This is a genomic window from Amycolatopsis keratiniphila subsp. keratiniphila (assembly GCF_001620365.2).
Lineage (GTDB): Bacteria > Actinomycetota > Actinomycetes > Mycobacteriales > Pseudonocardiaceae > Amycolatopsis > Amycolatopsis keratiniphila.
Genome location: NZ_LQMT02000020.1, coordinates 1 through 21,985, shown reverse-complemented (window position 1 = coordinate 21,985; position 21,985 = coordinate 1). Strand labels below are relative to the sequence as shown.

Below are 21,985 nucleotides of genomic sequence, written 5' to 3'. Positions count from 1 at the left end.
GTGTACGTACAGGCAGAAACCCCGTCCGGTGTCGTGCGCGGCCGACGCGACTCCTTCGGCGAGCTCTACCAGGCCGTCCCGTACGCGGCGGCACCGATCGGACCTGGCCGCTTCCTCCCGCCGTCGCCGCATCCGGGCTGGCCCGGCGTCCGCGACGGCACACGGCCCGGGCCGACGGCTCCCCAACCGGTGCGCGACTTCGGCGGGCTCGACATGACCCCGTATTTCGGACCCGGCTGGGTGCGCGGCGACGAGTACCTCACCGTCGACGTCCGGACGCCCGCGGCGGACGGCGGCCGCCGCCCGGTCATGGTGTTCGTGCACGGCGGCGGCTTCGTCACCGGTTCGGCCCGCGCCGCGCTGTACGACGGAAGAGCGTTCTCGCGCGATGGCGTCGTTCTGGTGAAGGTGAACTATCGCCTCGGCGTCCCCGGTTTCCTCGACCTGGAAGGCGCTCCGCCCAACCGGGGGCTGCTCGACGTGCTCGCCGCGCTCGGCTGGGTGCGGGACACCGTCGCGGTGTTCGGGGGCGATCCGGGCAACGTCACCGTCTTCGGGCAATCCGCGGGGGCCACGCTCACCGGCGCACTGCTCGCGACGCCGGAGGCCAAGGGCTTGTTCCGCCGGGCGATCGTCCAGAGTGGCAGCGGAACCGGCGCCTTCACACCGGAGCAGGCCGCCCGGGTCACCGCGGCGGCCGCTTCGGCGCTGGGAGCGGAGCCCACCGCGCGAGCGTTCGGAAAGATCCCGGACGAGCGGTTCGTGGAGATCCTGCCCGCGCTGGCCGGTCTCGACCTGCGAACCGAAACGGCCGAGGATCCGCTGGCCGGGTTGAGCCCGTTCAGCCTCGTGTCGCCGGTCCAGCCCGCCGACGGTCCGCTCGACGGTGGCGTCTCGCTGCTCATCGGCACCAACACCGAGGAAGGAAACCTTTACGGTCGAACAGATCTCGGGCACATACTGTTCGGCGCCGGTACCGAGCGCCTGGCGCGGGCGCACGCGCGGATCTCGGGCGGCCACACCCACCGGTACTCGTTCGGCCATCGCTCGACGGCGTCGAACGGACGGCTCGGCGCCGCGCACACCGTCGAGTTGCCGTTCGTCTTCGACGTCGCGGGCGAGCCATGGCTGCACGGGGAGGCCGGCCTGCTCGGGCCCGATCCCGCCCCGGAAGGTCTCGCGGCCAGGATGCACGGCGCGTGGGTCGCGTTCGCCAGGACCGGCGATCCCGGCTGGCCGGCGGACACCGTCGAATTCTTCGGCTGACAGCGCCTGCCGGACCGGTGCCAGTGTCGCGTGCGGGGTCTGACGGGGCGCCTGAGTCAGGCGGTGCCGCCGGCGAGGGCCTTCAGGCCGCGGACGATCGTTTCCGCGCTGGGGGCCCGGTCCGGGGCGACGAGGTGCTGCATCATCACGCCCGCGATGAGGGCGAACTGGACGGCGCCCGCCGCGTCGGCGTCGGTGGCGGACAGGCGTTCGCCGAGGACCTTCCTGCCTTCGTCCTGGGCGTCGGCGAGCCGTTCGCGCAGTTCCGGGAAGCGGATGGCCTGGGTCGCGGTCTCCAGGACGGCGGTCCACAGGTCGCGCTGCTCGGTGAAGGAGTCGACGAGGCCCTGCCAGGTAGAGGTGAGCGAAGTGTCCTCCGCCTCGCGCAGGCGCTCGACCACTTCGGTGGACAGCTCGATCATGGCCTCGTTCATGAGGGCCTCTTTGGAACCGAAGTGGTAACCGATGGAGCCGAGATTCGCTCCCGAGGCAGCGGTGATGTCCCGCGCGGTGGTGTGCGCGTAGCCGCGTTCGATCAGGCAGCGCTTGGCCCCGTCGAGGAGGTCCTCTCGTTGTCCCATGCGGTGATCCTAGCGGCAGGCTGTGACAAGCGTCTTATACAAATGTATTATACAAATGTTCAAGACGTCTCGTAGCAAGGGAACGACGATGAATCGCTATGTCCTCGGCAACTTCGCCCCGGTCACCGAAGAGATCACCGCCTTCGATCTGCCCGTCACCGGGAAGATCCCGGACGATCTCGACGGCCGCTACCTGCGGATCGGCCCGAACCCGCTCGGTCTCGAAGACGCGTCGGCGCATATCTGGACCCTCGGGGAGGGCATGGTCCACGGCGTGCGCCTGCGCGACGGCCGCGCCGAGTGGTACCGCAACCGCTGGGTCAGGTCGGCCTCCGTCGCCGACCGGCTCGGGGAACCGCGGCGCGGGCAGGTGGCCGACGAGCGCCTGGACTTCGCGCCGAACGTCCAGATCGCCGGCCACGGAGGCCGCCTCTACGCACTCATCGAAGGAGGCCTGGCCCCGTATGAGCTGACCGATGAACTCGACACCGTCGGGCCCGCCGGCCTCGGTGCGACGGAACAGGGTTTTTCCGCCAACGCGCACAGCAAGTACGACCACGCGACCGGTGAGCTGCACTCGCTGGCCTTCCGGTACGGCGCGGACTTCGTGCAGCACATCGTGATCGGTCCCGACGGGCGCAACCGGAGCGTCACCGACATCAAGGCGCCGACCTTGCCGTATATGCACGACTTCGCGCTCACCGAGCATTACGTGGTGTTCTACGAGTCCCCGATGGTCTTCGAGCCCGGACGCCTGGTGACGGGCGTGCCGTTCCACTGGAACCGGGAACTGCCGTCACGGCTGGGACTGTTGCCGAGAGCGGGCGGGACGGTGCGGTGGTTCGAGACCGCGCCCGTCATGGTCGGTCACACCCTGAACGCCTTCGAGGACGACGGAACCGTGGTGGTGGACGTGGTCGTGCATCCCCGGCCGATCGACTTCGCCGACGTCGGCGCTTCGAAACCCGTGCTCGAACGCTGGACGGCGGATCTCGCGGCAGACCGGGCCACGCGCACGCTGCTGCACGACCGCCCGCAGGATTTCCCGCGCCTCAACGGCCGGTTCGGCGGAAAGCCTTACCGCTACGGCTATTCGGCGGCGGCCGAGCTGTACGCCACCCCGAGCGCCACCGAACCGGACCGCCCCGACGAGGGTTTCAGCAGTGCTCTCCTCAAACACGATCTCCTGACCGGCGTCACCGAGGCCCACGAGTTCGGCCGCGACGCGAGCGCGGGGGAGACCGTGTTCGTCCCGTCCGCCCGCGCGGCCGCGGAGGACGACGGCTACAACCTGGTCTATGTCCACGACCGCGACCGGGGTGCGGCGGATCTGGTGATCCTGGCGTCGCAGGACTTCACCGGAGAGCCGCTGGCGAGGGTCCACCTGCCAGCCCGTGTCCCGCTGGGACTGCACGGCAGCTGGATTCCCGCCGCCTGATGGCTGGACCTGACGACGCTGCTTCCTTTCAGGCCCAGCCGATCTGCTCGTAGAACGGCGTGATCCACGCCCGGAACCGGTCCCCGTGGGCTTCCTGGGCGGCGGCCACGACGGCGTCCGGATCCTCGGACGGCGTCAGGCCCCGCCCTCGGAGCCACTCGACGAACAGCTCGTGCGAGCCGCTGTGGTCGTCGTCTTCCGCGCGGTAGTAATAGGCCGAATCGTGGTCGACCATGATCTCGGCGTCGAAACCCAGCAGCCGCAGGAAATCCGTGAAGTCGCGGGCGATGACGTGCTCGCCGCCCTCGTCGCCGAAGACCACGATCGGCTCCGTCGCGTCGTCGGCTCGCCAGATCGCGTAGGTCGAGCCGCTCCCGTTCGCCTGGGCGAAGGGGATCAGGCGCGAGAGGAACTCGGGGTCGTCCAGCTCCTGGGGGAAGCGGCTTTTGTCGTCGTAGCCGGACAGTTCGAAACCGTCGGCGAGGTAGTCGCCGGTCGAGTCGTAGAGGTCCTTCAGCTCGTTCAGGACCGGAATCGGGGAGTACACGCGATCACCTTATGTCGCCACGGGCTTCGGCGGCGTCGAGTGCGGGAACGAGGGGGGCGAGCGCGGTGCGGAGCAGGTCGGGCAGCGAGCCGGAGGGTACGACGAGCCCGCCGGTCGTGAGCGGCTGCAGCCATCGCTCGAGTGCGATGCGCACCGCCGCGGTCACGCTCGCCGCGAGCACGTGGGCGACGTGTGGCGGGATGTCGCCGAGGCGTTCGGTGAGCGCGTCGGCGAGGGGGAGTTCCATCGCGCTGGTGGTGTCGGTGAAGGCGGCGCGCAACGCCGGACGGGTGGTGATCAGCAGCAGCGCGTCGCGATGGTGCTCGCCCGGGTCGGTGTAGAGCTCGACGATCGCTTCGATCACGGTGTCGGCGAGGCTGGCTTCAGCGGGCCGGGCCGCCACCGCCGTCGCGATGCGTGCTTCCCGTTCGGCGGTGACGGCGGCGACGATGGCCTGCTCGCGGCTGGAGAAGTAGTTGTTGTAGGTCCGGGGCGAGACTCCGGCGGCCTCGGCGATGTCGTCGACGCGCACGTTTTCGGGGCCACGCTCCAGGGCCAGCCGCAGTGCCGCCTCGCGCAAGGTCTTTCTGGTGGCCTGCTTCTTCTGATCGCGCAATCCGGTCACGGGTCGAGTGTCCCAGGCAACTTGCGCGAACGCAAACTTGCGTGCACGCAAGTTTCTGCTTAACCTCGGGCACCACCTTCCGACACGAGAGGACCGAACCCATGCGTGCCAAAGGCATCGCCTACGACACCGGCTTCGTCAGGGGCGGCGAGAACTCCCGCGAAAACTTCGATCTCGACCTGGTGAAACGGGAGCTGGCCATCATCCGTGACGATCTGCACTGCAACGCCGTACATCTCGTCGGCGGCGACCCGGAACGGCTGGAACAGGCCGCCCACCTCGCGGCCGAACTCGGGCTGGAGGTCTGGTTCTCGCCCTACCCGTTGGAGCTGACGCCCGAGGAGATGCTGGCGTTGTTCGCCGACTGCGCGCGGCGGGCGGAGCGGGTCCGGCGGACGGGAGTCGAAGTCGTGTTCGTCACCGGCGTCGAGCTGAGCCTCATGGACCACGGATTCCTGCCCGGTGACGACATCGCCGAGCGGCTCGAACGACTCTTCGGCAGGCCGGAGAGCCTGGGTGAGCGCGTCGCCGAGGCGAGCGCGCGGCTCAACGATTTCCTCGACGAGGCCGTGGCAACGGTCCGTGAGCGCTTTCTCGGGAAGGTCACCTACGCCTGCATCCCGTTCGAGCGGGTCGACTGGACCCTCTTCGACATCATGTCGGTCGAACTCATCCGGTCCGCGGAGGTGGCCGACCGGTTCCAGGAAGGAGTGCGCGCCCTTGTGGCGCAAGGAAAGCCGCTCGCGATCACCGGCTTCGGCACGGCCACCTGGCGCGGCGCTGGCGAGCTGGCCCCGCGCAGTATGGAGATCGTCGAGCACGACGAGACCGGCCGCCCGGTCCGGCTGAACGGCGAGTACGACCGCGACGAGGCCGGGCAGGCCGAATACCTGCGCGAGCTGCTGGAGATCTTCGACGCCGAAGGTGTCGACGCCGCTTTCGTCTACCTTTTCGCGCTCTCCAACTACCCGCACCGTCCCGACGACCCTCGCCGTGACCTGGACCTGGCCAGTCTCGGCATCGTCAAGGTCCTCGAAAACCGCGACGGCGAAACCTATCCGGGCATGCCGTGGGAACCCAAGGCCGCGTTCGCGGCGCTCGCCGACTACTACCGCGGCTGAACACGGCGGCCCCGCTCCCGGCCGGGAACGGGGCCGCCGGTCACGCGGTCAGTTGACGTACACCGAGTAGCCGATGCCACCCGACTTGCCGCCGTCGGCCGTGTTGCCCCGCACGTGGACCGAGTAGATGCCCCGGTCCGGTGGGGTCCACGTCATCGTCCCCGTCCCCGAACCGTCCGCCGGTACGGTGATCTCCTCCGTCACGGCACCCCAGTCGTTCCGGACGTAGTAGGTGTACGAGACCATGCCCGGCATACCCGGCGTGAAGGTGAACTTCCCCGGCACACCGGCGCCGCCCGACCACTCGCTTTCCGGGTATTCCTTGGACGACACGTACGGCGCGCTCAAAATGTTGAAGTAATACGCCTTCTCCTGCGAGGAGACGTTGTCGGCGGTCACCGTGCGCACCCGCAGGTTGTGGTAGGCCGAGCCTTCCGGTGGCAGCGGGGGAGTCCACGCCAGCACGGCGCGCCCGTTCTCGGCGGCCGTCCGCTGGAACGGACCCCAGTCGAACGAGTACTCGAACGCCACCGCGCCCGGCTGGCGGGCGTCGAACGTGAAGGTGCCGGGGAACACCCGCCCGTTCATCTGGAATTCCTTCGAGGTCACCGCCGGATCGTTCGTCGCCGTCCAGGTGATGTTGCCCGTCGACGACCACACGTTCGCAGTGTTCTTCGCGCGCACCAGCATCTCGTAGTCGCCGATCCTCGGCAGGGTGTAGTTCACCGTCGCGGTGTTCCCGCTGACGGGCACGGTCCACCTGGTCGCCGGGTCCGCCGCCAGCCAGTACTCGAACTCCACGGCGTTCGGCATCGGGGTGGTGAACGTGAACGCGACGGCAGCACCCTCCGTCGCGATGTCGCCCGTGTAGTCGACCGTGGGCCGCCAAGTGTTGAGCCACAACCGTTTCTCCGTCACCGGGGACAGTCCGCCGGACGCGTCGCGGGCCTGGACCCGCAGCAGGGTCTGCTCGGTCGAGGTGACTTCGACCGGCAGCGCGGCGGTTCCGTCGGCGTTCGCCTTGACCGTCCACTTCGTACTCTCGGCACTCGCGAACCAGTAGTCGTACTCGACGATGTGCGGCATTCTCGGTTTCGCCGTGTACGTGACCGAGGCGCCGAGGTCGACGTTTTCGGGCCCGCTCACCACCGGTGACGCGTCGACGAGGAACCGGTACTCCCGTTCCGGCGACTTCACGCCCGAGGCGTCGGTGCTGCGCACGAACAACACGTGCTCACCGCCGGCGGCCGGCGTGATCGTCACCTCGGCGACGCCGTCCTGGCCCGCCGTGACCGTGGCGGACGCGCCGTCGTTCAGCCGGTAGTCGTACGCCACGACGTTCGGTGCCGCCGGCGCGAACCTGAACACGCCAGGCACGCCGATGCCGCCGTCCGGGCCGCCCTGCGGCGGATAGCGGTCGGACGTGACCGTCGGCCGCGTCTCCTTGACGATGAACGAGTGGTAGGTACTGAGCGAGAGGTTGCCCGCCCGGTCCCACGCTCGTACGACCACCGAGTGCCGGCCGTTGGCCGTGGGGGTGAAGCTGATGGTGGCCGTGCCGTCGGGGCCCGCGGCGATCTCCCGCATATCCCCGCCGAAGTCGTAGTCGTAGCGCACGACGTCGGTGGAACCGTTGGGGGAGAAGGTGAACTCGCCCGCCACACCGACCCCGCCGCCCTCGGTGTCCGCCGGGTACGTCGCGGAGGCGACGGCGGGCGCGTTCGGATTCGTGCGGTCGACGGTGAACCGGCACGGGCCGGTCGTGGACGACTTCGCCCCCCAGCTGTCCTGTGCGTACACCTCCCACGCGTAGGTACCGTCGGCGAGGCCCCAGGTGTCCACGTACGCCTCGGAGCCGGCGGCCGTACGCCGTTGTGACGGGTCCGCCACCGGCCACCACGTGAACTGCCCGAACGTGGTGTCGCCGTTCGGGTCGGACAGCCGTGCGCTCAGCTTCGCCTGGTGATTGACCAGCGGTCCGGTGCCGTCCTTGGCGCAGGGCTCGTCGTTGGTGCGGAGGTCGGCCGGTGTCGCGGGCGGAGCGTTGTTCACCACCCGCAGCGTCGCCGGGGACTCGATCCTCCGATAGAACGCAGGGTCCGCCTCGTGGGCTTCGGCGACGCGGATGCCCAGCGTGAGGTGACGGGCCTTCTGTGCGATCGCGTCCCGCACCGCGGCGGTGACGTCGAACGTGGCGTGGTTGTCGATGCAGGTGTTGTCGGCGCCCCTGGACGCCACCCGTGTGTGCTCCGCCGGGCGGCTCTGCCAGGTCGACTGCTTGGTGTAGGCGGAGGTCCGCCACACCTCGGTGGCTCGGCGGTCGCAGTCGACGTAGTGCGTCTCGCCCGCCGACAGCAGCACCGTCGTGAACGGCACACCTCGCAAGGAGCCGAGGTCGAAATTCACGTAGGAGCGTTGAAGGTGCGGTGTGGTGTCCCAGGTGCCGACCGGCAGGCTGCCGGACGGCTTGAAGTAGGCGGTGGCCGGTGTCGCCGAGTCGACGTAACCCCAGGACGTCGCGGACAGCGTCACTTCCGAACGCTGTTGATCGGTGGCAGCCGCCATCCCGCCACCGGAGACGGTGAGCGCGATGGCGAGCGCGACGGCGGGCAACGTCAGTGATCTTCGTAAGGTCATGCTGGCCCTCCCTTGTGGCATGCACGACGTACACGCCTTAAGGGGAGGGTTGGTTGCCTTCGTCCTAAGCCGTCGGGCGGCCAGCTCCGGCGTAGTCGTCGCCCTGCTTCCGGTAGGTGTGCACCTGCACCGCCTGCCCGGTCTGCGGGGCGTCGATCATCTGCTGGTTCCCGATGTACAGCCCGACGTGGTGGATCTTCGTGTTCGGCTCGCCGTAGAAGATCAGGTCGCCCAGCTGGGGATCGGTCACCTTGTCCACGCTGTGGTACTGCGTGTGGGCGGTGCGCATGAGCTTGACGCCGGCACTGGCGTACGCGGCCGTCGTCAGGCCGGAGCAGTCGAAGCCGGGATCGCTGCCGCCGGTGCCGTTGCCGCCCCAGACGTACGGCAGCCCGATCTTGTCGATGGCGAAGTTGACCGCGCTCAAGGCCGCCGCGTTCGGCGGCTGCGGGCTCTGGCCGACCGTGCCGTAGACGTTCACCGTCGCGAGCGTGCGGTGCATCAGCAGCGGCGCGGGCTGCAGCGTGCTCACCGCGTTCCACCACGTCTGGCCCTGGCCGAGGTCGCGGCCGCCCGCGCACAGGGCGCGCCCGGCGGTGAGCGTGGCGTCGTCGATGTTCTGCGGATCCGGTTTCCCGCCGCTCGCCGAGGCCTTGAAGCGGTCCCACACCGACGACGTCAGCTGCAGCGGGCCGCTCGCGTTCGCGGACGAGACGACCTTGTTGTAGAAGTCGCGGACCTCGACCGCGCCGAGCGGCTTGGTCAGCACGCCGTCGGCGTTCAGCCCCGATCCGGCGGCGCGGCCGTGATCGGAGGCGATCTTCCCGAGCGCGGCCAGCGTCACCCAGGACAGGCGGCAGCCCGGCGTCTCCTTGCTCAGCGCCACGGTGGTCTTCGCGTACCCGGTCATCGCGCGCAGCGGGATGTCGAGCCAGCCGCTGGTCTTCGACACCCAGGCGTCGAACTCCTGCCCCATCTGCTGCGGGACCTTCGGCTGTTCCTTCGGCATCTCAGCCGGGGCGGACGAGGACGGCGGCGGTGTGGGCGGGGCCGAGGACTCGACGGCCGCGGCCTCCGTCTTCGGCTCGTCCTTCGGCGCGAAGGTGATGGCGGCGACCAGCGCGGCGCCCGCGACGACGACCGCGGCGGCGATCACCGGGAGCCTGCGGCGGCGCGAGGTTTCCTGTTCCATCACCGGCCTCCGGTGATGGAGCCGAGGACGAACTCGCGGAAGGCGTCCACGTCGGTGGTCAGCGCGACGTCGATGGTGCGGCCGGGCACGGCCTGCGGATCGGTGCTTCGCAGCCTTCGCCGGTCCACCAGCGTCGCGCCGCGGGCGGGGCCGAAGCCGCACTCGACGTCCACGGGGTACGACTCGACGTCGAGGATGCCCGGCCGGATCGCCTCGGCCACCGCGACCGCGTCGTGCATGACCATCCCGGGGAGACCGAGGATCGGGGTGTAGTGCTCGACGTAGGTGGGCGTCAGCGCTTCGAGCGCCGCGCCGAGCGGCCCGGACGCGGCGAGTTTGCCGAGCCAGTCCGTGTCGACCGAGCACTGGTGCGTGATGTCGAGCGGGACCAGCACCGTGGGGATGTCCTCGTCGACCAGCACCCGGCGCGCGGCCTCGGGGTCGCTCCAGATGTTGAACTCGGCCGCGGTGGTGGAGTTCCCCTTGGTCACCCCGCCGCCCATGATGACGATCCTGCCGATCTTCTCGCGGATGTCCGGATGGGCCGCGAGCAGCAGCGCGATATTCGTCAGCGGGCCGATCGGGGCGATGGTCACCGGCTCGTCGGCGGCTTCCAGCAGATCCACCAGCAGGCGGACGGCGCCGCGTTCGTCGAGCGGGCGTTTCGCCTCCGGCAAGGTCCCGGCGTGCCCGGACAGGCCGTCCTCGCCGTGGACGAATCCGGCGGGTTTGGCGTTGTCGTAGACCATCGGCCGCGCGGCACCGGCGGCGACAGGGACGTCGTCGCGGCCGAAGAGCTGCAGCAGACGGCGGGCGTTGGCGGTGGTGTGGCTCAGCGGAACGTTGCCGAACACCGTGGTCACGCCGAGCAGGTCGACGTCCTCTGCTTGCGAGGCCAGCGCCAGCGCGAAGGCGTCGTCGACCCCCGGGTCGGTGTCGATGATCAGCTTGGTCCCCATGCGCGTGCTCCCCTTTGCGGTCGACGGCCTGTTCACAGGTTACGGTCACCGGTATGACGTCCATGTGGGGTGCGCCCGCGTTGTCGCGGCTCCGCGCCTGGGGCCAGGCCCGTCGTGATCCGCGTCAGGCGAAGTTCCTGACCAAGGACTCGCTGCGCTGGGTGCTGCGAAACCGCGCGTACACGCCCTGGTACCTGGTGCGGTACTGGCGGCTGCTGAAGTTCCGGATCGCGAACCCGCACATCATCCTGCGGGGGATGGTGTTCCTCGGCAAGGACGTCGAGATCCACTGCCGTCCCGGCTACGGGCGGCTGGAGATCGGCCGCTGGGTGCACATCGGCGACGGCAACGCGATCCGCTGCCACGAGGGTTCGCTGCGCATCGGCGACAAGGCCGTCTTCGGGCGGCAGAACGTCCTCAACGGCTACCTCGACATCGAACTCGGCGCGGCCACGCTCGTCGCGGACTGGGTGTACATCTGCGACTTCGACCACGTCACCAGCGACATCACCGTCCCGATCAAGGACCAGGGCATCGTGAAGTCGCCGGTGCGGATCGGGCCGGACACCTGGATCGGCACCAAGGTCTCCGTGCTCAAGGGCACCCGCGTCGGCCGCGGCTGCGTCCTCGGCGCGCACGCCGTGGTGCGGGGCGAGATCCCGGACTACTCGATCGCCGTCGGCTCGCCGGCGCGCGTCGTCCGGAACCGCCAGGACGACTACGCCGCCGACGCCGCCCGCCGCGAGGCCGTCGCGGACATGGCGCGCAAGGCGAACAAGGCACTCCAGAAGACCCTGGGCGTGGACTCGTAACTCGCGTGATCAGAGACGTAACTCGCGTGATCGGAAGCCGCACACACGAGTTCCGCCTTCAATCACGCGAGTTCGGTCTCTGATCACGCGAGAACTAGCCGCGCAGCTGCTCGCGGACCTCCATGAGCGCGAAGCCCAGGAGGTTCTGCCCGCGCCAGTAGTCGGGGCGGGTGGCGTTCTTGTCCTCGCGGGCGAGGCCGCTGCCCCAGACCAGGTCCATCCTCGACGCCTCGACGATCACCTTGTCGCCCGTGCTCAGCAGGAACTCGCGCTCTTCGGCGTGCTGGCGGAACTTCTCGAGGTTGCCGTCGATGACGATGTCGAAACGGTGCCGCTCCCAGACCTCGGCGTCGAACCCGGCGACCTCGCGCCCGAGGATCTTGGCGGTCTTGGGGTCCGGCGCCTGACGGATGTTCGCCGCCGCGGCGTGATCGCCGAACAGCTCGGCCTTGCTCGCCATCATGAAATGCTCGGCCGTCGGGTACCGCTCACCGTCCACCACGAACGGCGCCAGCCACCACTGGCTCAGGCAGGCCGCGTTGACCCGGCCGCTCTTGAGCGGGGTGTGGCCGTAGAAGAGCTGGTACTCGGGCTCCGCGCCACTGTGGACCAGCTCGCGCAACGCATCGAGACTCCGGACTCCGTCGACCTTGCTCACCATGGCGACCAGTGGACCACAGGCCACCGACAACCCGGTGAAGCACCCACTGGACCACTCTCCGTCGTGGCCGGGGCCGGTCAGTACATTCAGCATTCGTGCAAGGGATCGAAACGGTGAGCGCCCGAACGGTCGAAGAGGCCGCCAAGCGATTGGCCGGGGTGGTGACCCGCACGCCGCTCGAACCGAACGAGCGGCTTTCGGCGCGGGTGGACGCCCGGGTCTGGCTCAAACGCGAAGACCTGCAGACCGTGCGCTCGTACAAGATCCGCGGCGCCTATAACTTCATCGTCCAGCTCGACGCGGAGCACCGGGAGCGCGGCGTCGTCTGCGCGAGCGCGGGCAACCACGCGCAGGGCGTCGCGTACGCGTGCCGCCGCCTCGGCGCGAACGGCCGCGTCTACGTCCCCGGCACGACGCCCCGGCAGAAGCGCGAGCGCATCGCGACGCTGGGCGGTTCGCATATCGAGGTCATCGTCGTCGGCGAGACCTACGAAGACGCCTTCAGCGCGGCGAAGCAGGACGCGGAGAACACCGGCGCGACGCTGGTCCCCGCGTTCGACGCGCCGGAGACGGTCGCCGGTCAGGGCACGGTCGCGATGGAGGTCGTCGCGCAGCTCGGGTTCGTCCCGGACGTGATGGTGGTGCCGGTCGGCGGTGGCGGCCTGCTCGCGGGGATCGCCGCGTGGGCCGCGGAACGCGCGCCGGAGATGCGGATCGTCGGGGTGGAGCCGGCCGGCGCGACCTGTATGGCGGCCGCGCTGGCGGCGGGGGAGCCGGTGCGGCTCGAAAGCGTCGACACCTTCGTGGACGGTGCGGCGGTCGCGCAGGCCGGATCGGTGACGTATCCGCTGGTCCGCGACGGCGGCGTCGAGCTCACCGACGTCGCCGAGGGCGCGATCTGCACCGAGATGCTCGCGATGTACCAGTCCGACGGCGTGATCGCCGAACCCGCGGGCGCGCTCGCGACCGCCGCGCTCGGCACGACGGTGAAGATCGACCCCGGGCAGATCGTGGTGTGCGTCGTCTCCGGCGGCAACAACGACGTCAGCCGCTACGGCGAGGTGCTCGAACGGTCGCTGATCCACGAAGGACTGAAGCACTACTTCCTGGTGGGGTTCCCGCAGGAGCCCGGTGCGCTGCGGCGGTTCCTCGACGAGGTCCTCGGGCCGGACGACGACATCACGCGGTTCGAGTACGTGAAGCGCAACAGCCGCGAGACCGGCCCGGCGCTGATCGGCGTCGAACTCGCGCGGCCCGGTGACCTGGAAGGTCTTCTGCACCGGCTGGAGGTCAGCCCGCTGCAGGTGGAACGGGTGGAACCGGGCAGCCCGCTCTTCCACTTCCTGGTGTGACCCGGATGTCATGAAAGGGTCGTTCAGGACGAAAAACGTCCTGAACGACCCTTTCATGACACACGCGGGCCTAGCGGAAGGCGGCCAGATGCGTCCGTGCCCAGGTCGCGAACGGCCGTGGCTCCCGTCCGGTCAGATCCTGGACGGCACCCGTGACCTCGGAGTCGTCGAACTCGCCCTCGGCGAAGAAGCGGAAGAAGGCGTCGACGTACTTCGCCGGCATCTCCGCACTCATCGTCACGCGGGCCTCGGCGTCCGAAAGCGGTTCCAGGTGCAGCTCCCGCCCCAGCAGTTCACTCAGGACGCGCAGCCGGTCGGCCGGCCGGAGCGAACCCGGGCCTGTGATGGCGTACGCCCGGCCTTCGTGTCCCGGCGTGGTCAGCGATTCCGCGGCGACGGCGGCGATGTCGTACGGGTCGATCGTCGCCACCGGCACGTTCGCGAACGGCTCGCGCACGACGTCCCCCGCGCGAAGCTGTGCGACCCATTGCAGCGAATTCGACATGAACCCGCTCGGCCGCAAGAAGGTCCACGCCAGCTTCGAAGCGCGCACCGCGGCCTCGGCCGCCATGTGCGTCCCGGCGACGGCGTTGTCCGCGTGCCCGCCGACGACCGAACGGGACGACAGCAGCGTCACCTGCTCGACACCCGCGTCCCGCATCACCGCGAGCGCGCCGGGCATGTCCTCGTAGCCGCCGAGCAGGAAGACCGCACGGACACCGTCCAACGCGGGTTTCAGGCTCGTCGCCTCGTTGAGATCTCCCACCACCGCGTCGACGCCGTCCGGTAACGGTCGCGGTGTGCGGACCAGCGCGCGGACGGGATGCCCGCCGCGCGCCAGGATTCCGGTCAGTTCCGAGCCGACGTTGCCGCCTGCCCCGGTCACCAAGATCATCCAGTTCTCCCCAGTGCGGTGGCCGCCGTCACACCGGCGGCCGTCGACGGCAACCCTGCCAGGGAGATCGGGGCGGCTCAAGGCGACTTGGGCACCGCCGGATACGGGACGAAGGTGCTCGTGTTCTCGTCGACGGTGAGCTGCTTGCCGATCGTCGGGAACGCGCGCTGTGAGCAGGCGGGGCGTTCGCAGACTTTGCAACCCATGCCGATCGGCGTGGCGGCGGCGCGGTCGTCGAGGTCGAGCCCGGTCGAATAGATCAGCCGTTTCGCGTGCCGCAGTTCGCAGCCGAGGCCGACGGTGAACGTCTTGCCGGGGCTGCCGTAGCCGCCGATGTTGCGCGAAACCGTCCGCGCGACCCAGAAGTAGCTCTTGCCGTCGGGCAGGGTCGCGATCTGGGTGAGGATCTTGCCGGGCTGGGTGAACGCCTCGTAGATGTTCCACAGTGGACACGCGCCACCGACGCGGGAGAAGTGGAAACCGGCCGCGGACTGGCGTTTCGACATGTTCCCCGCCCGGTCGACCCGCACGAACGAGAACGGCACGCCGCGGTTCTTCGGCCGCTGCAACGTCGAGAGCCGGTGGCAGACCGTCTCGAAGCCGACGCCGAAGTGGTCGCACAGCCGCTCGATGTCGTAACGGAAGCGCTCCGCGGTGGACAGGAACGGTCCATAGGGGAGGATCAGCGCGCCCGCGAAGTAGTTCGCGAGCCCGACGCGGGCCAGCGAACGCGCGGCGGGCCCGGAGAACGCCCACGAGTCGGCGAGTTCGGTGATCAGGTCGTCGTATTCGAGCAGCGCGATCTGTGAGGCCATCCGGAACGCCTGCTGCCCGACCCGCAGGCTCGGCGCCAGCCGCAGCACTCGCGGTCCCGGTTCGTAGCGGTGCTGTTCGCCGTTGGCCTCGTCGATGCCTTCGCTCGTGACGTCGACGCCGTAGCGCTGGATCAGCGACTCCTTCAGCGCCGCGAGCACCTGGCCGCGTTGCAGCGGGATGTCGTGCGCCATGCGTTCGGCGCGTTCGTCCAGCTCGGCGACGTAGTTCTCCCGCTCGTAGAAGAAGTCGCGGACCTCTTCGTGCGGCAGGGCGGTGGCGGCGCTCCCGTGCAGGCCGAGGCCGTTTTCCGTGGTCAGCGCGGCGGTGTTTTCGACGGCGTTGCGGTAGCTGCGGTGCAGTTTGACCAGTGCCTGGGCGATCGTCGGCAGGTTCGTGGCCAGGTCGTTGAGCTCGCTGTTCGTGACGTCGACGCCGAGCACCTCGTCGAGCAGCGCTTCCTTCACGTCCGCGACCAGCCGCGCGGTGTCGTTGTTCGCGAAGAACTCGGTGTCCACTCCGAACGCTTGGGTGATGCGAAGGAGCACCGGGACGGTCAGCGGACGCGAGTTGTGCTCGATCTGATTGAGGTAACTCGGTGAGATCTCCAGCACACGAGCCAGATCCGCCTGGCTCATCGACCGGCTTTCGCGCAGATGCCGCAGCTTCGCTCCGGCGAAGGTTTTGTCCACTGAGGCCTCTCTGTCCGCAAGGTTTCCGGGCCTGAACGATTCAGTGAACGGTCAAGCACGTGAATTTTCGCTCCGCTTGCGAACCTGCGATTCGCAACCTTTGCAAGATGCTACGGAAGCTTCGCAGAAATTGGCAAATTGGAGGCCTGGATCGGATTTCCCCAGTCATGTCAGGGTCGAGTCAGGAAAGGCGATCACTCGCAAACTTCGCAACACCGGGAGAATCCGATGACTCAGCACGCGCAGCAGCTGGAGCAGGCGGCCGCCGAACTGGCCAAGCAGTGGGAGACCGACCCCCGCTGGGCGGGCGTGAAGCGGTCGTACTCCGCGGCTGACGTGGTCAAGCTGCGCGGCAGCGTGGTCGAGGAGCACACGCTCGCTCGCCGCGGCGCCGAGAAGCTGTGGGACCTCCTGCACAACGAGGACTACGTCCACTCGCTGGGCGCCCTGACCGGTAACCAGGCCGTGCAGCAGGTGCGCGCCGGCCTCAAGGCCATCTACCTGTCGGGCTGGCAGGTCGCCGCCGACGCCAACCTCTCCGGCCAGACCTACCCGGACCAGAGCCTCTACCCGGCCAACTCGGTGCCCGCCGTCGTCCGCCGCATCAACAACGCGCTGGGCCGCGCCGACCAGATCAACTGGGCCGAGGGCAACACCGACATCGACTGGTACGCCCCGATCGTCGCCGACGCCGAGGCCGGCTTCGGTGGCCCGCTCAACGCCTTCGAGCTGATGAAGGGCATGATCGCCGCCGGTGCCGCGGGTGTGCACTGGGAGGACCAGCTCGCTTCCGAGAAGAAGTGTGGTCACCTCGGCGGCAAGGTGCTGATCCCGACCAAGCAGCACGAGCGCACGCTGAACGCCGCCCGCCTCGCCGCGGACGTGCTGAACGTGCCGTCGCTGATCGTCGCCCGCACCGACGCGCAGGCCGCCACGCTGATCACCAGCGACGTCGACGAGCGCGACCGCAAGTACGTCACCGGCGAGCGCACCGCCGAGGGCTTCTACAACGTCACCAACGGCATCGACCCCTGCATCGACCGCGGTCTCGCCTACGCCGAGTACGCCGACCTGCTGTGGATGGAGACCTCCAAGCCGGACCTCGAGGTCGCCCGCCAGTTCGCCGAGGCGATCAAGGCCAAGTACCCGGACCAGATGCTGGCCTACAACTGCTCGCCGTCGTTCAACTGGAAGAAGCACCTGGACGACGCGACGATCGCGAAGTTCCAGCGCGAACTCGGCCACATGGGCTACAAGTTCCAGTTCATCACCCTGGCCGGCTTCCACGCCCTGAACTACTCGATGTTCGACCTGGCGCACGGTTACGCCCGCGAGGGCATGACCGCCTACGTCGACCTGCAGGAGCGCGAGTTCGCTTCGGAGGAGCGCGGTTACACCGCCACGAAGCACCAGCGCGAGGTCGGCACCGGCTGGTTCGACAACGTCGCGACCGCGCTGAACCCGGAGAGCTCGACCACCGCGCTCGCCGGTTCCACCGAGGCCGAGCAGTTCTGATCCCTCGCAAGTAGATGCCGGGTGGCGGTCTCCCGACTCCCAGGGGAGACCGCCACCCCCCATCCCCTTCCCTCTCTCTCGCGAAGCCCAGCGGAGGCACACCATGGTTGAGAAGCTGAACTACCGGATCGACGTCTGCGGACCCGCCGGTGACCGGTTCGCCGAGATCCTCACCCCGGCCGCGCTGGACTTCGTGGCCAAACTGGACAACGCGTTCGCCGGCCGCCGCCGCGAACTGCTCGACGCGCGCCGTCTGCGCCGCGAGAAGCTCCAGTCCGGTGAGGAGCCGCTGGGCTTCCTGCCCGAGACGCACGAGATCCGCGACGACAGCAGCTGGTCGGTCGCCCCGTCCGCGCCCGGTCTCGAAGACCGCCGCGTCGAGATCACCGGCCCGACCGACCGCAAGATGACGGTCAACGCGCTCAACTCCGGCGCGAAGGTCTGGCTCGCCGACTTCGAGGACGCGACGTCGCCGACCTGGCACAACGTGATCGACGGACAGCTCAACCTGTTCGACGCGATCCGCCGCAACATCGACTTCACCACCGAGGCGGGCAAGCGCTACACGATCGGCGACGAGCCCGCGACGATCGTCGCCCGCCCCCGCGGCTGGCACCTGGTGGAGAAGCACATCCGCATCGACGGCCGCCCGGTTTCGGCTAGCCTGGTCGACTTCGGTCTCTACTTCTTCCACAACGCGCGCCAGCTGCTGGCCCGCGGCAGCGGCCCGTACTTCTACCTGCCGAAGCTCGAGAACCACCTCGAAGCGCGGCTGTGGAACGACGTCTTCCTGCTGGCGCAACGGGAACTCGGCATCCCGCGCGGCACGATCCGGGCCACCGTGCTGATCGAGACGATCACCGCCGCGTTCGAGATGGAGGAGATCCTCTACGAACTGCGCGAGCACGTCGCCGGGCTGAACGCCGGCCGCTGGGACTACATCTTCAGCGTCATCAAGAACTTCTCCTCACACGGTGCGGACTTCGTGCTCCCGGACCGCGCACAGGTGACGATGACCGTCCCGTTCATGCGGGCCTACACCGAACTGCTGGTGCGCACCTGTCACAAGCGCGGGGCGCACGCCATCGGCGGGATGGCCGCGTTCATCCCGAGCAAGGACCCGGAGATCAACGCGACCGCGCTGGAGAAGGTCCGCCAGGACAAGGAACGCGAGGCGAACGACGGTTTCGACGGCTCGTGGGTCGCGCACCCCGGCCTCGTCCCGGTCTGCCGCGAGGTGTTCGACGACGTCCTCGGCGGCTGGCCGAACCAGCTCGGCAAGCTCCGTGAAGACGTCGTCGTGACGGCCGAGGATCTGCTCGACGTCGCCAGCGCGGGCGGCGAGGTCACCGAAGCCGGTGTCCGCGCCAACATCAACGTCGCGCTGCGCTACATCGACGCTTGGCTGCGCGGCACCGGCGCGGCGGCGATCCACAACCTGATGGAGGACGCCGCCACCGCCGAGATCGCGCGCTGCCAGGTGTGGCAGTGGATCCGCAACGGCACGAAGCTCGAAGACGGTACCGCGCTCACCCGCGAACTCGCCGTGTCCTATTTGGACGAAGAGCTGGCGTCGGTGCGTTCCGAACTGGGCGAGGGCACCCGTCTCGGCGATGCCTACGAGATCTTCACCGAGACCGCGCTGGGCGAGAAGCTGCCGAGCTTCCTCACCACCGGTGCGTACGCGCGATACCTGACCACGCACTGATCAAGGCTCCGGCCGCCTCTACCTGACGCGGGGCGGCCGGGTTCCACACCGGTTTGGGACGGTGTGGCCCAACGGGTCCGGTGGCGGAGGCTCCCCGCCACCGGACCCGCTTCACGCGCGCGCTCTTCCGGTAGCGCTGTCGGGCGTGCGCCTCGCCGCGGAGACCCCGCTCACCCCCACACCGCAGTGGGCGGGGTCTCCGCGGCTTTCCGGCTCCGGGCACACTCACGGGACCGGACGAATCGGTCACGGACCGCGATTAGGTAGGGGTACCTAGTGATACCCCCGTTGTTTCGGCGGCGGGTCGCGCGGATGCTCGGCGCCGGGCGGGAAATCCGCCCGTTTCCCCGAGGAGCCACCATGAAGAAGCAGTTGAGAACGCTCTTGGCCGCGACCTTCGCCGTCCTCGCCGTCGCCCTCGCCGCCCCCGCGGTGTCCGCCTCGGCCGGGGTCTCGGTGCAGCCGGACTGTGTCCGGCCGTGCCACTTCTGATCTTCGCCACCTAGAGCAGCCCCGGGGGTCGTGCCCCTCGCGACCCGCGTCGCTCGTGAAGGGGGATCCGGGTTCCCCGACGTCCCGGATTCCCCTTCGCCCCGTATTCAGCCCGGCGCTCGTGTTGCGAAAGCCACTTGCGCAACCTTCAACGTTGCGAANNGCATTCAGAGGACTGAATGCGAGCGATCAGGGCTCGAAGGCGTTACCGGTCGCGATCTTCGGCCGCCCCAGCTCCACCGGCTCGCCGATGCGAGCACGCCGGTAGACGGCCACGGTCGCCTCAGCGATCCTGCCCCAGTCGAAGTCCGCGGCCAGCCGCGACTGCGCGGTCAGCGCCCGCCGGGCGGCGGCGACCTCGTCGTCCAGCACCGCCTCGACGGCGTCCCCGAGCGCCTCGACGTCGCCGGGGCTGAACGCCAGGCCGGTCTCGCCGTCGACGACGACCTCGCCGAGCCCGCCCGCGGTCGAAGCCACCAGCGGCGCCTTCGCGGCGGCGGCCTCCAGAGCGACGATGCCGAAAGGCTCGTACCGGCTGGGCAGCACGACGGCGTCGGCCGCGGCCAGCACGGCGCGCAATTCACGGTCGGACAGATGCCCGACGAAGTCCACCGCGCGCCGGACGCGCAGCTTGCGGGCCTGGTCGACCAGTTCCTCCAGATGCCGCCCCTTGCCGGCGACGACCAGCCGCGTCCCCGGTTTGGCCCGGCGGATCCGGGGGAGCGCGGCGAGCAGGTCCTGCACGCCCTTCTCCCATTCCAGCCGCCCGAAGTAGAGCAGCAGCGGCGCGCCGGAGGGGCTGTAGACCTCGCGCGCGTGCGCGACCTCCTCCGCGGGCACCTGCCAGGTGCGCTCCTCGATGCCGTTGTGGATCACGGTGACCGCGTCGGCGTCGACCTCGAACAGATGCGCCACCTCGCGGCGCATGGCCTGCGAACAGGTGATCAGCGCGTCCGAGCGGTTCGCGAGCCACCACTCGACGGAGTGCACCTGCTGGTTCAGCGGATGCGACAGCCAACCGGAGTGCCGTCCGGCCTCGGTGGCGTGGATCGTGCCGACCAGCGGCACCCGCGCGGCCTCCGCGATCGCGATCGCGGGGTGGGTGACCAGCCAGTCGTGGGCGTGCACGACGTCCGGCTGCCACGTGCGCAGCAGATCGGTGGCGGCGCGGACCATCGCGTGTCCCATGGCCAGTGTCCACGCGACGAGGTCCCGTTCGAAGGTCACGTGCATCGGGTCTTCGGCGACCCGGATGATCCGGACGCCCTCGACCACGCGATCGGTCCTCGGATGGGTCTCGGCGTCGGTGCCCGCCGTGTGACGGCACAGGACGACCACGTCGTGCCCCTGCCTGGCGAGATGCCGGGCCAGGGCGTGGACGTGCCGTGCGAGTCCGCCGACGACCACGGGTGGGTACTCCCACGACAACATCAGCACGCGCATGGGTGGAGGTTACTCGTGAGTCGGTCGGCACCGGGACCGGGCGATCACCCCTGCCGGTGAACCCGATCGAGGGCGACAGGAGTGGCGATCTTTGCCACCATCGGATCGATGACCTCCTCGGTGAACGCGGCCGGACCGGCCTTCAAGACCGTCGAACCGGTGCTCTCGACGCCGTGGTCCGCGCAGGTCGGACCGGGCGACGCGCTGCCGGAGTACCCGCGTCCCCGGCTGGTCCGCGAACGCTGGCTGAACCTCAACGGCGTCTGGGAGTACGCGGGCAGCGGCGCGCCCCGCCGCGACGGGTACGGCGAGCGGATCCTGGTGCCGTTCCCGCCGGAGTCGGCGCTTTCCGGCATCGGACGGCGGGACGAAACCCTCTGGTACCGCAAGGTTTTCCACGTCCCGTCCGAATGGGACGGCCAGCGGGTACTGCTCCACTTCGGCGCCGTCGACCAGTCCGCGACGGTCTGGGTGAACAACCAAAAGGTGGCCGTCCACGAAGGTGGGTACACGGCCTTCAGCGCGGACATCACCGACGTCCTGCGCCCGTCCGGATCGCAGGAACTCACCGTCCGCGCGACGGACCGGACCGACGCCTCGACGCACCCCGTGGGCAAGCAGCGAAACGACCCGAAAGGGATCTTCTACACCGCCGCGTCGGGGATCTGGCAGACCGTCTGGCTGGAGCCCGTGCCGTTCGCGCACATCCGGGAACTGCCGCTGACGCCGGATCTCGAAGGGGTGACCGTTGTGCCCAAGGTCACAGGCGGCGCCCGGGTGGAAATGATCGTCAGCGAACCCGACGGCGCGGAAGTGGCACGCGTCGAAGGAGAGACAGGGCGGCGGTTGCGCGCAAACCTTCCGAGGCCTCGCCTGTGGACACCGGGCGACCCTTATCTCTACGACCTCCAGGTCCGTTTGCTCGACGAAAGCGGCAACGTGCTCGACGTCGTCGAGTCCTACACCGGGCTCCGCACGATCGGGACGGTCGCCGACGCCCAGGGCAGGCCGCGGATCGCGCTCAACGGCCGGATCACCTTCCTCCACGGCCCGCTCGACCAGGGTTATTGGCCCGACGGGATCCACACCGCGCCCACCGACGAGGCACTGCGGTTCGATCTGGAGAAGACCAAGGAGCTCGGCTTCAACTTCGTCCGCAAACACGTCAAGGTCGAGCCGGAACGCTGGTACCACTGGGCGGACAGGCTGGGCCTCCTCGTCTGGCAGGACATGCCG

19 protein-coding genes are annotated in these 21,985 nt (G+C 69.2%); 9 read left to right on the top strand and 10 right to left on the bottom strand.

The genetic code is table 11. The features are described 5' to 3' along the window. Positions 1–1,266 (top strand): carboxylesterase/lipase family protein, encoded by a 1,266-nt coding sequence (locus tag AVR91_RS20220; RefSeq protein WP_063277500.1) that lies wholly within the window; start codon positions 1–3, stop codon positions 1,264–1,266. Positions 1,267–1,322: 56 nt separating this feature from the next. Here the strand turns inward: AVR91_RS20220 and AVR91_RS20215 are convergent, their stop codons facing one another. Next, complete coding sequence (locus AVR91_RS20215; RefSeq protein WP_063277501.1) at positions 1,323–1,847, bottom strand: TetR/AcrR family transcriptional regulator; 525 nt, start codon at positions 1,845–1,847, stop codon at positions 1,323–1,325. Between the two features lie 88 nt (positions 1,848–1,935). On the opposite strand from AVR91_RS20215, the gene AVR91_RS20210 reads away from it, so the two are divergent. Further along, on the top strand, positions 1,936–3,285 hold the full coding sequence (locus AVR91_RS20210) for a carotenoid oxygenase family protein (RefSeq protein ID WP_063277502.1): 1,350 nt from the start codon (positions 1,936–1,938) through the stop codon (positions 3,283–3,285). Between the two features lie 28 nt (positions 3,286–3,313). Here the strand turns inward: AVR91_RS20210 and AVR91_RS20205 are convergent, their stop codons facing one another. After that, entirely contained in the window at positions 3,314–3,832 is a 519-nt protein-coding gene (locus AVR91_RS20205; protein WP_063277503.1) for an SMI1/KNR4 family protein, read from the bottom strand. Between the two features lie 4 nt (positions 3,833–3,836). Then, positions 3,837–4,457: a TetR/AcrR family transcriptional regulator gene (locus tag AVR91_RS20200; RefSeq protein ID WP_083737656.1), complete on the bottom strand. Its 621-nt coding sequence runs from the start codon at positions 4,455–4,457 to the stop codon at positions 3,837–3,839. A 101-nt stretch (positions 4,458–4,558) separates the two neighbouring features. Here AVR91_RS20200 and AVR91_RS20195 point away from each other — a divergent pair, with 101 nt between their 5' ends. Further along, positions 4,559–5,578, top strand: a complete 1,020-nt coding sequence (locus AVR91_RS20195) for a hypothetical protein (RefSeq protein WP_063277505.1) — start codon at positions 4,559–4,561, stop codon at positions 5,576–5,578. Between the two features lie 48 nt (positions 5,579–5,626). Here AVR91_RS20195 and AVR91_RS20190 read toward each other — a convergent pair whose 3' ends face one another. From AVR91_RS20190 to AVR91_RS20180, 3 genes are all read right to left on the bottom strand, one after another. Beyond that, positions 5,627–8,215, bottom strand: coding sequence for a hypothetical protein (locus tag AVR91_RS20190; RefSeq protein WP_143254038.1), 2,589 nt, complete (start codon positions 8,213–8,215; stop codon positions 5,627–5,629). 64 nt (positions 8,216–8,279) lie between these two features. After that, positions 8,280–9,407, bottom strand: a complete 1,128-nt coding sequence (locus AVR91_RS20185) for a C40 family peptidase (protein WP_016336583.1) — start codon at positions 9,405–9,407, stop codon at positions 8,280–8,282. Then, positions 9,407–10,366: a nucleoside hydrolase gene (locus AVR91_RS20180; protein ID WP_016336582.1), complete on the bottom strand. Its 960-nt coding sequence runs from the start codon at positions 10,364–10,366 to the stop codon at positions 9,407–9,409. Before AVR91_RS20180 ends, AVR91_RS20185 begins: the two co-directional genes overlap by 1 nt. A gap of 53 nt (positions 10,367–10,419) precedes the next feature. On the opposite strand from AVR91_RS20180, the gene AVR91_RS20175 reads away from it, so the two are divergent. Next, positions 10,420–11,178 (top strand): acyltransferase, encoded by a 759-nt coding sequence (locus tag AVR91_RS20175; protein WP_043848328.1) that lies wholly within the window; start codon positions 10,420–10,422, stop codon positions 11,176–11,178. 94 nt (positions 11,179–11,272) lie between these two features. Here the strand turns inward: AVR91_RS20175 and AVR91_RS20170 are convergent, their stop codons facing one another. Continuing rightward, positions 11,273–11,839, bottom strand: coding sequence for an NADAR family protein (locus tag AVR91_RS20170; RefSeq protein WP_016336580.1), 567 nt, complete (start codon positions 11,837–11,839; stop codon positions 11,273–11,275). Between the two features lie 95 nt (positions 11,840–11,934). Between AVR91_RS20170 and ilvA the strand changes: the two genes are divergently transcribed. Then, entirely contained in the window at positions 11,935–13,191 is a 1,257-nt protein-coding gene (gene ilvA, locus AVR91_RS20165) for a threonine ammonia-lyase IlvA (protein WP_016336579.1), read from the top strand. A gap of 70 nt (positions 13,192–13,261) precedes the next feature. Here the strand turns inward: ilvA and AVR91_RS20160 are convergent, their stop codons facing one another. Further along, the gene (locus AVR91_RS20160; RefSeq protein WP_063277507.1) at positions 13,262–14,086 is read right to left on the bottom strand and encodes an NAD(P)H-binding protein; all 825 of its coding nucleotides are present in this window, start codon (positions 14,084–14,086) and stop codon (positions 13,262–13,264) included. A gap of 77 nt (positions 14,087–14,163) precedes the next feature. Then, the gene (locus AVR91_RS20155) at positions 14,164–15,591 is read right to left on the bottom strand and encodes a short-chain fatty acyl-CoA regulator family protein (RefSeq protein WP_063277508.1); all 1,428 of its coding nucleotides are present in this window, start codon (positions 15,589–15,591) and stop codon (positions 14,164–14,166) included. 228 nt (positions 15,592–15,819) lie between these two features. On the opposite strand from AVR91_RS20155, the gene aceA reads away from it, so the two are divergent. The 3 genes from aceA (at position 15,820) to AVR91_RS44325 (ending at position 19,306) form a co-directional block, all read left to right on the top strand. Next, positions 15,820–17,106 carry an isocitrate lyase gene (gene aceA / locus AVR91_RS20150; RefSeq protein WP_063277509.1) on the top strand — a complete coding sequence of 429 codons (1,287 nt, stop codon included), beginning with the start codon at positions 15,820–15,822 and terminating at the stop codon, positions 17,104–17,106. A 103-nt stretch (positions 17,107–17,209) separates the two neighbouring features. Then, complete coding sequence (gene aceB / locus AVR91_RS20145; RefSeq protein ID WP_063277510.1) at positions 17,210–18,814, top strand: malate synthase A; 1,605 nt, start codon at positions 17,210–17,212, stop codon at positions 18,812–18,814. Positions 18,815–19,174: 360 nt separating this feature from the next. Further along, entirely contained in the window at positions 19,175–19,306 is a 132-nt protein-coding gene (locus AVR91_RS44325) for a hypothetical protein (RefSeq protein WP_255431241.1), read from the top strand. Positions 19,307–19,495: 189 nt separating this feature from the next. Here AVR91_RS44325 and AVR91_RS20140 read toward each other — a convergent pair whose 3' ends face one another. Then, positions 19,496–20,749, bottom strand: coding sequence for a glycosyltransferase family 4 protein (locus AVR91_RS20140; RefSeq protein ID WP_063277511.1), 1,254 nt, complete (start codon positions 20,747–20,749; stop codon positions 19,496–19,498). Between the two features lie 108 nt (positions 20,750–20,857). Here AVR91_RS20140 and AVR91_RS20135 point away from each other — a divergent pair. Continuing rightward, positions 20,858–21,985: glycoside hydrolase family 2 protein (locus AVR91_RS20135; protein WP_394329957.1), on the top strand; the 1,128-nt coding region annotated here is incomplete at its 3' end.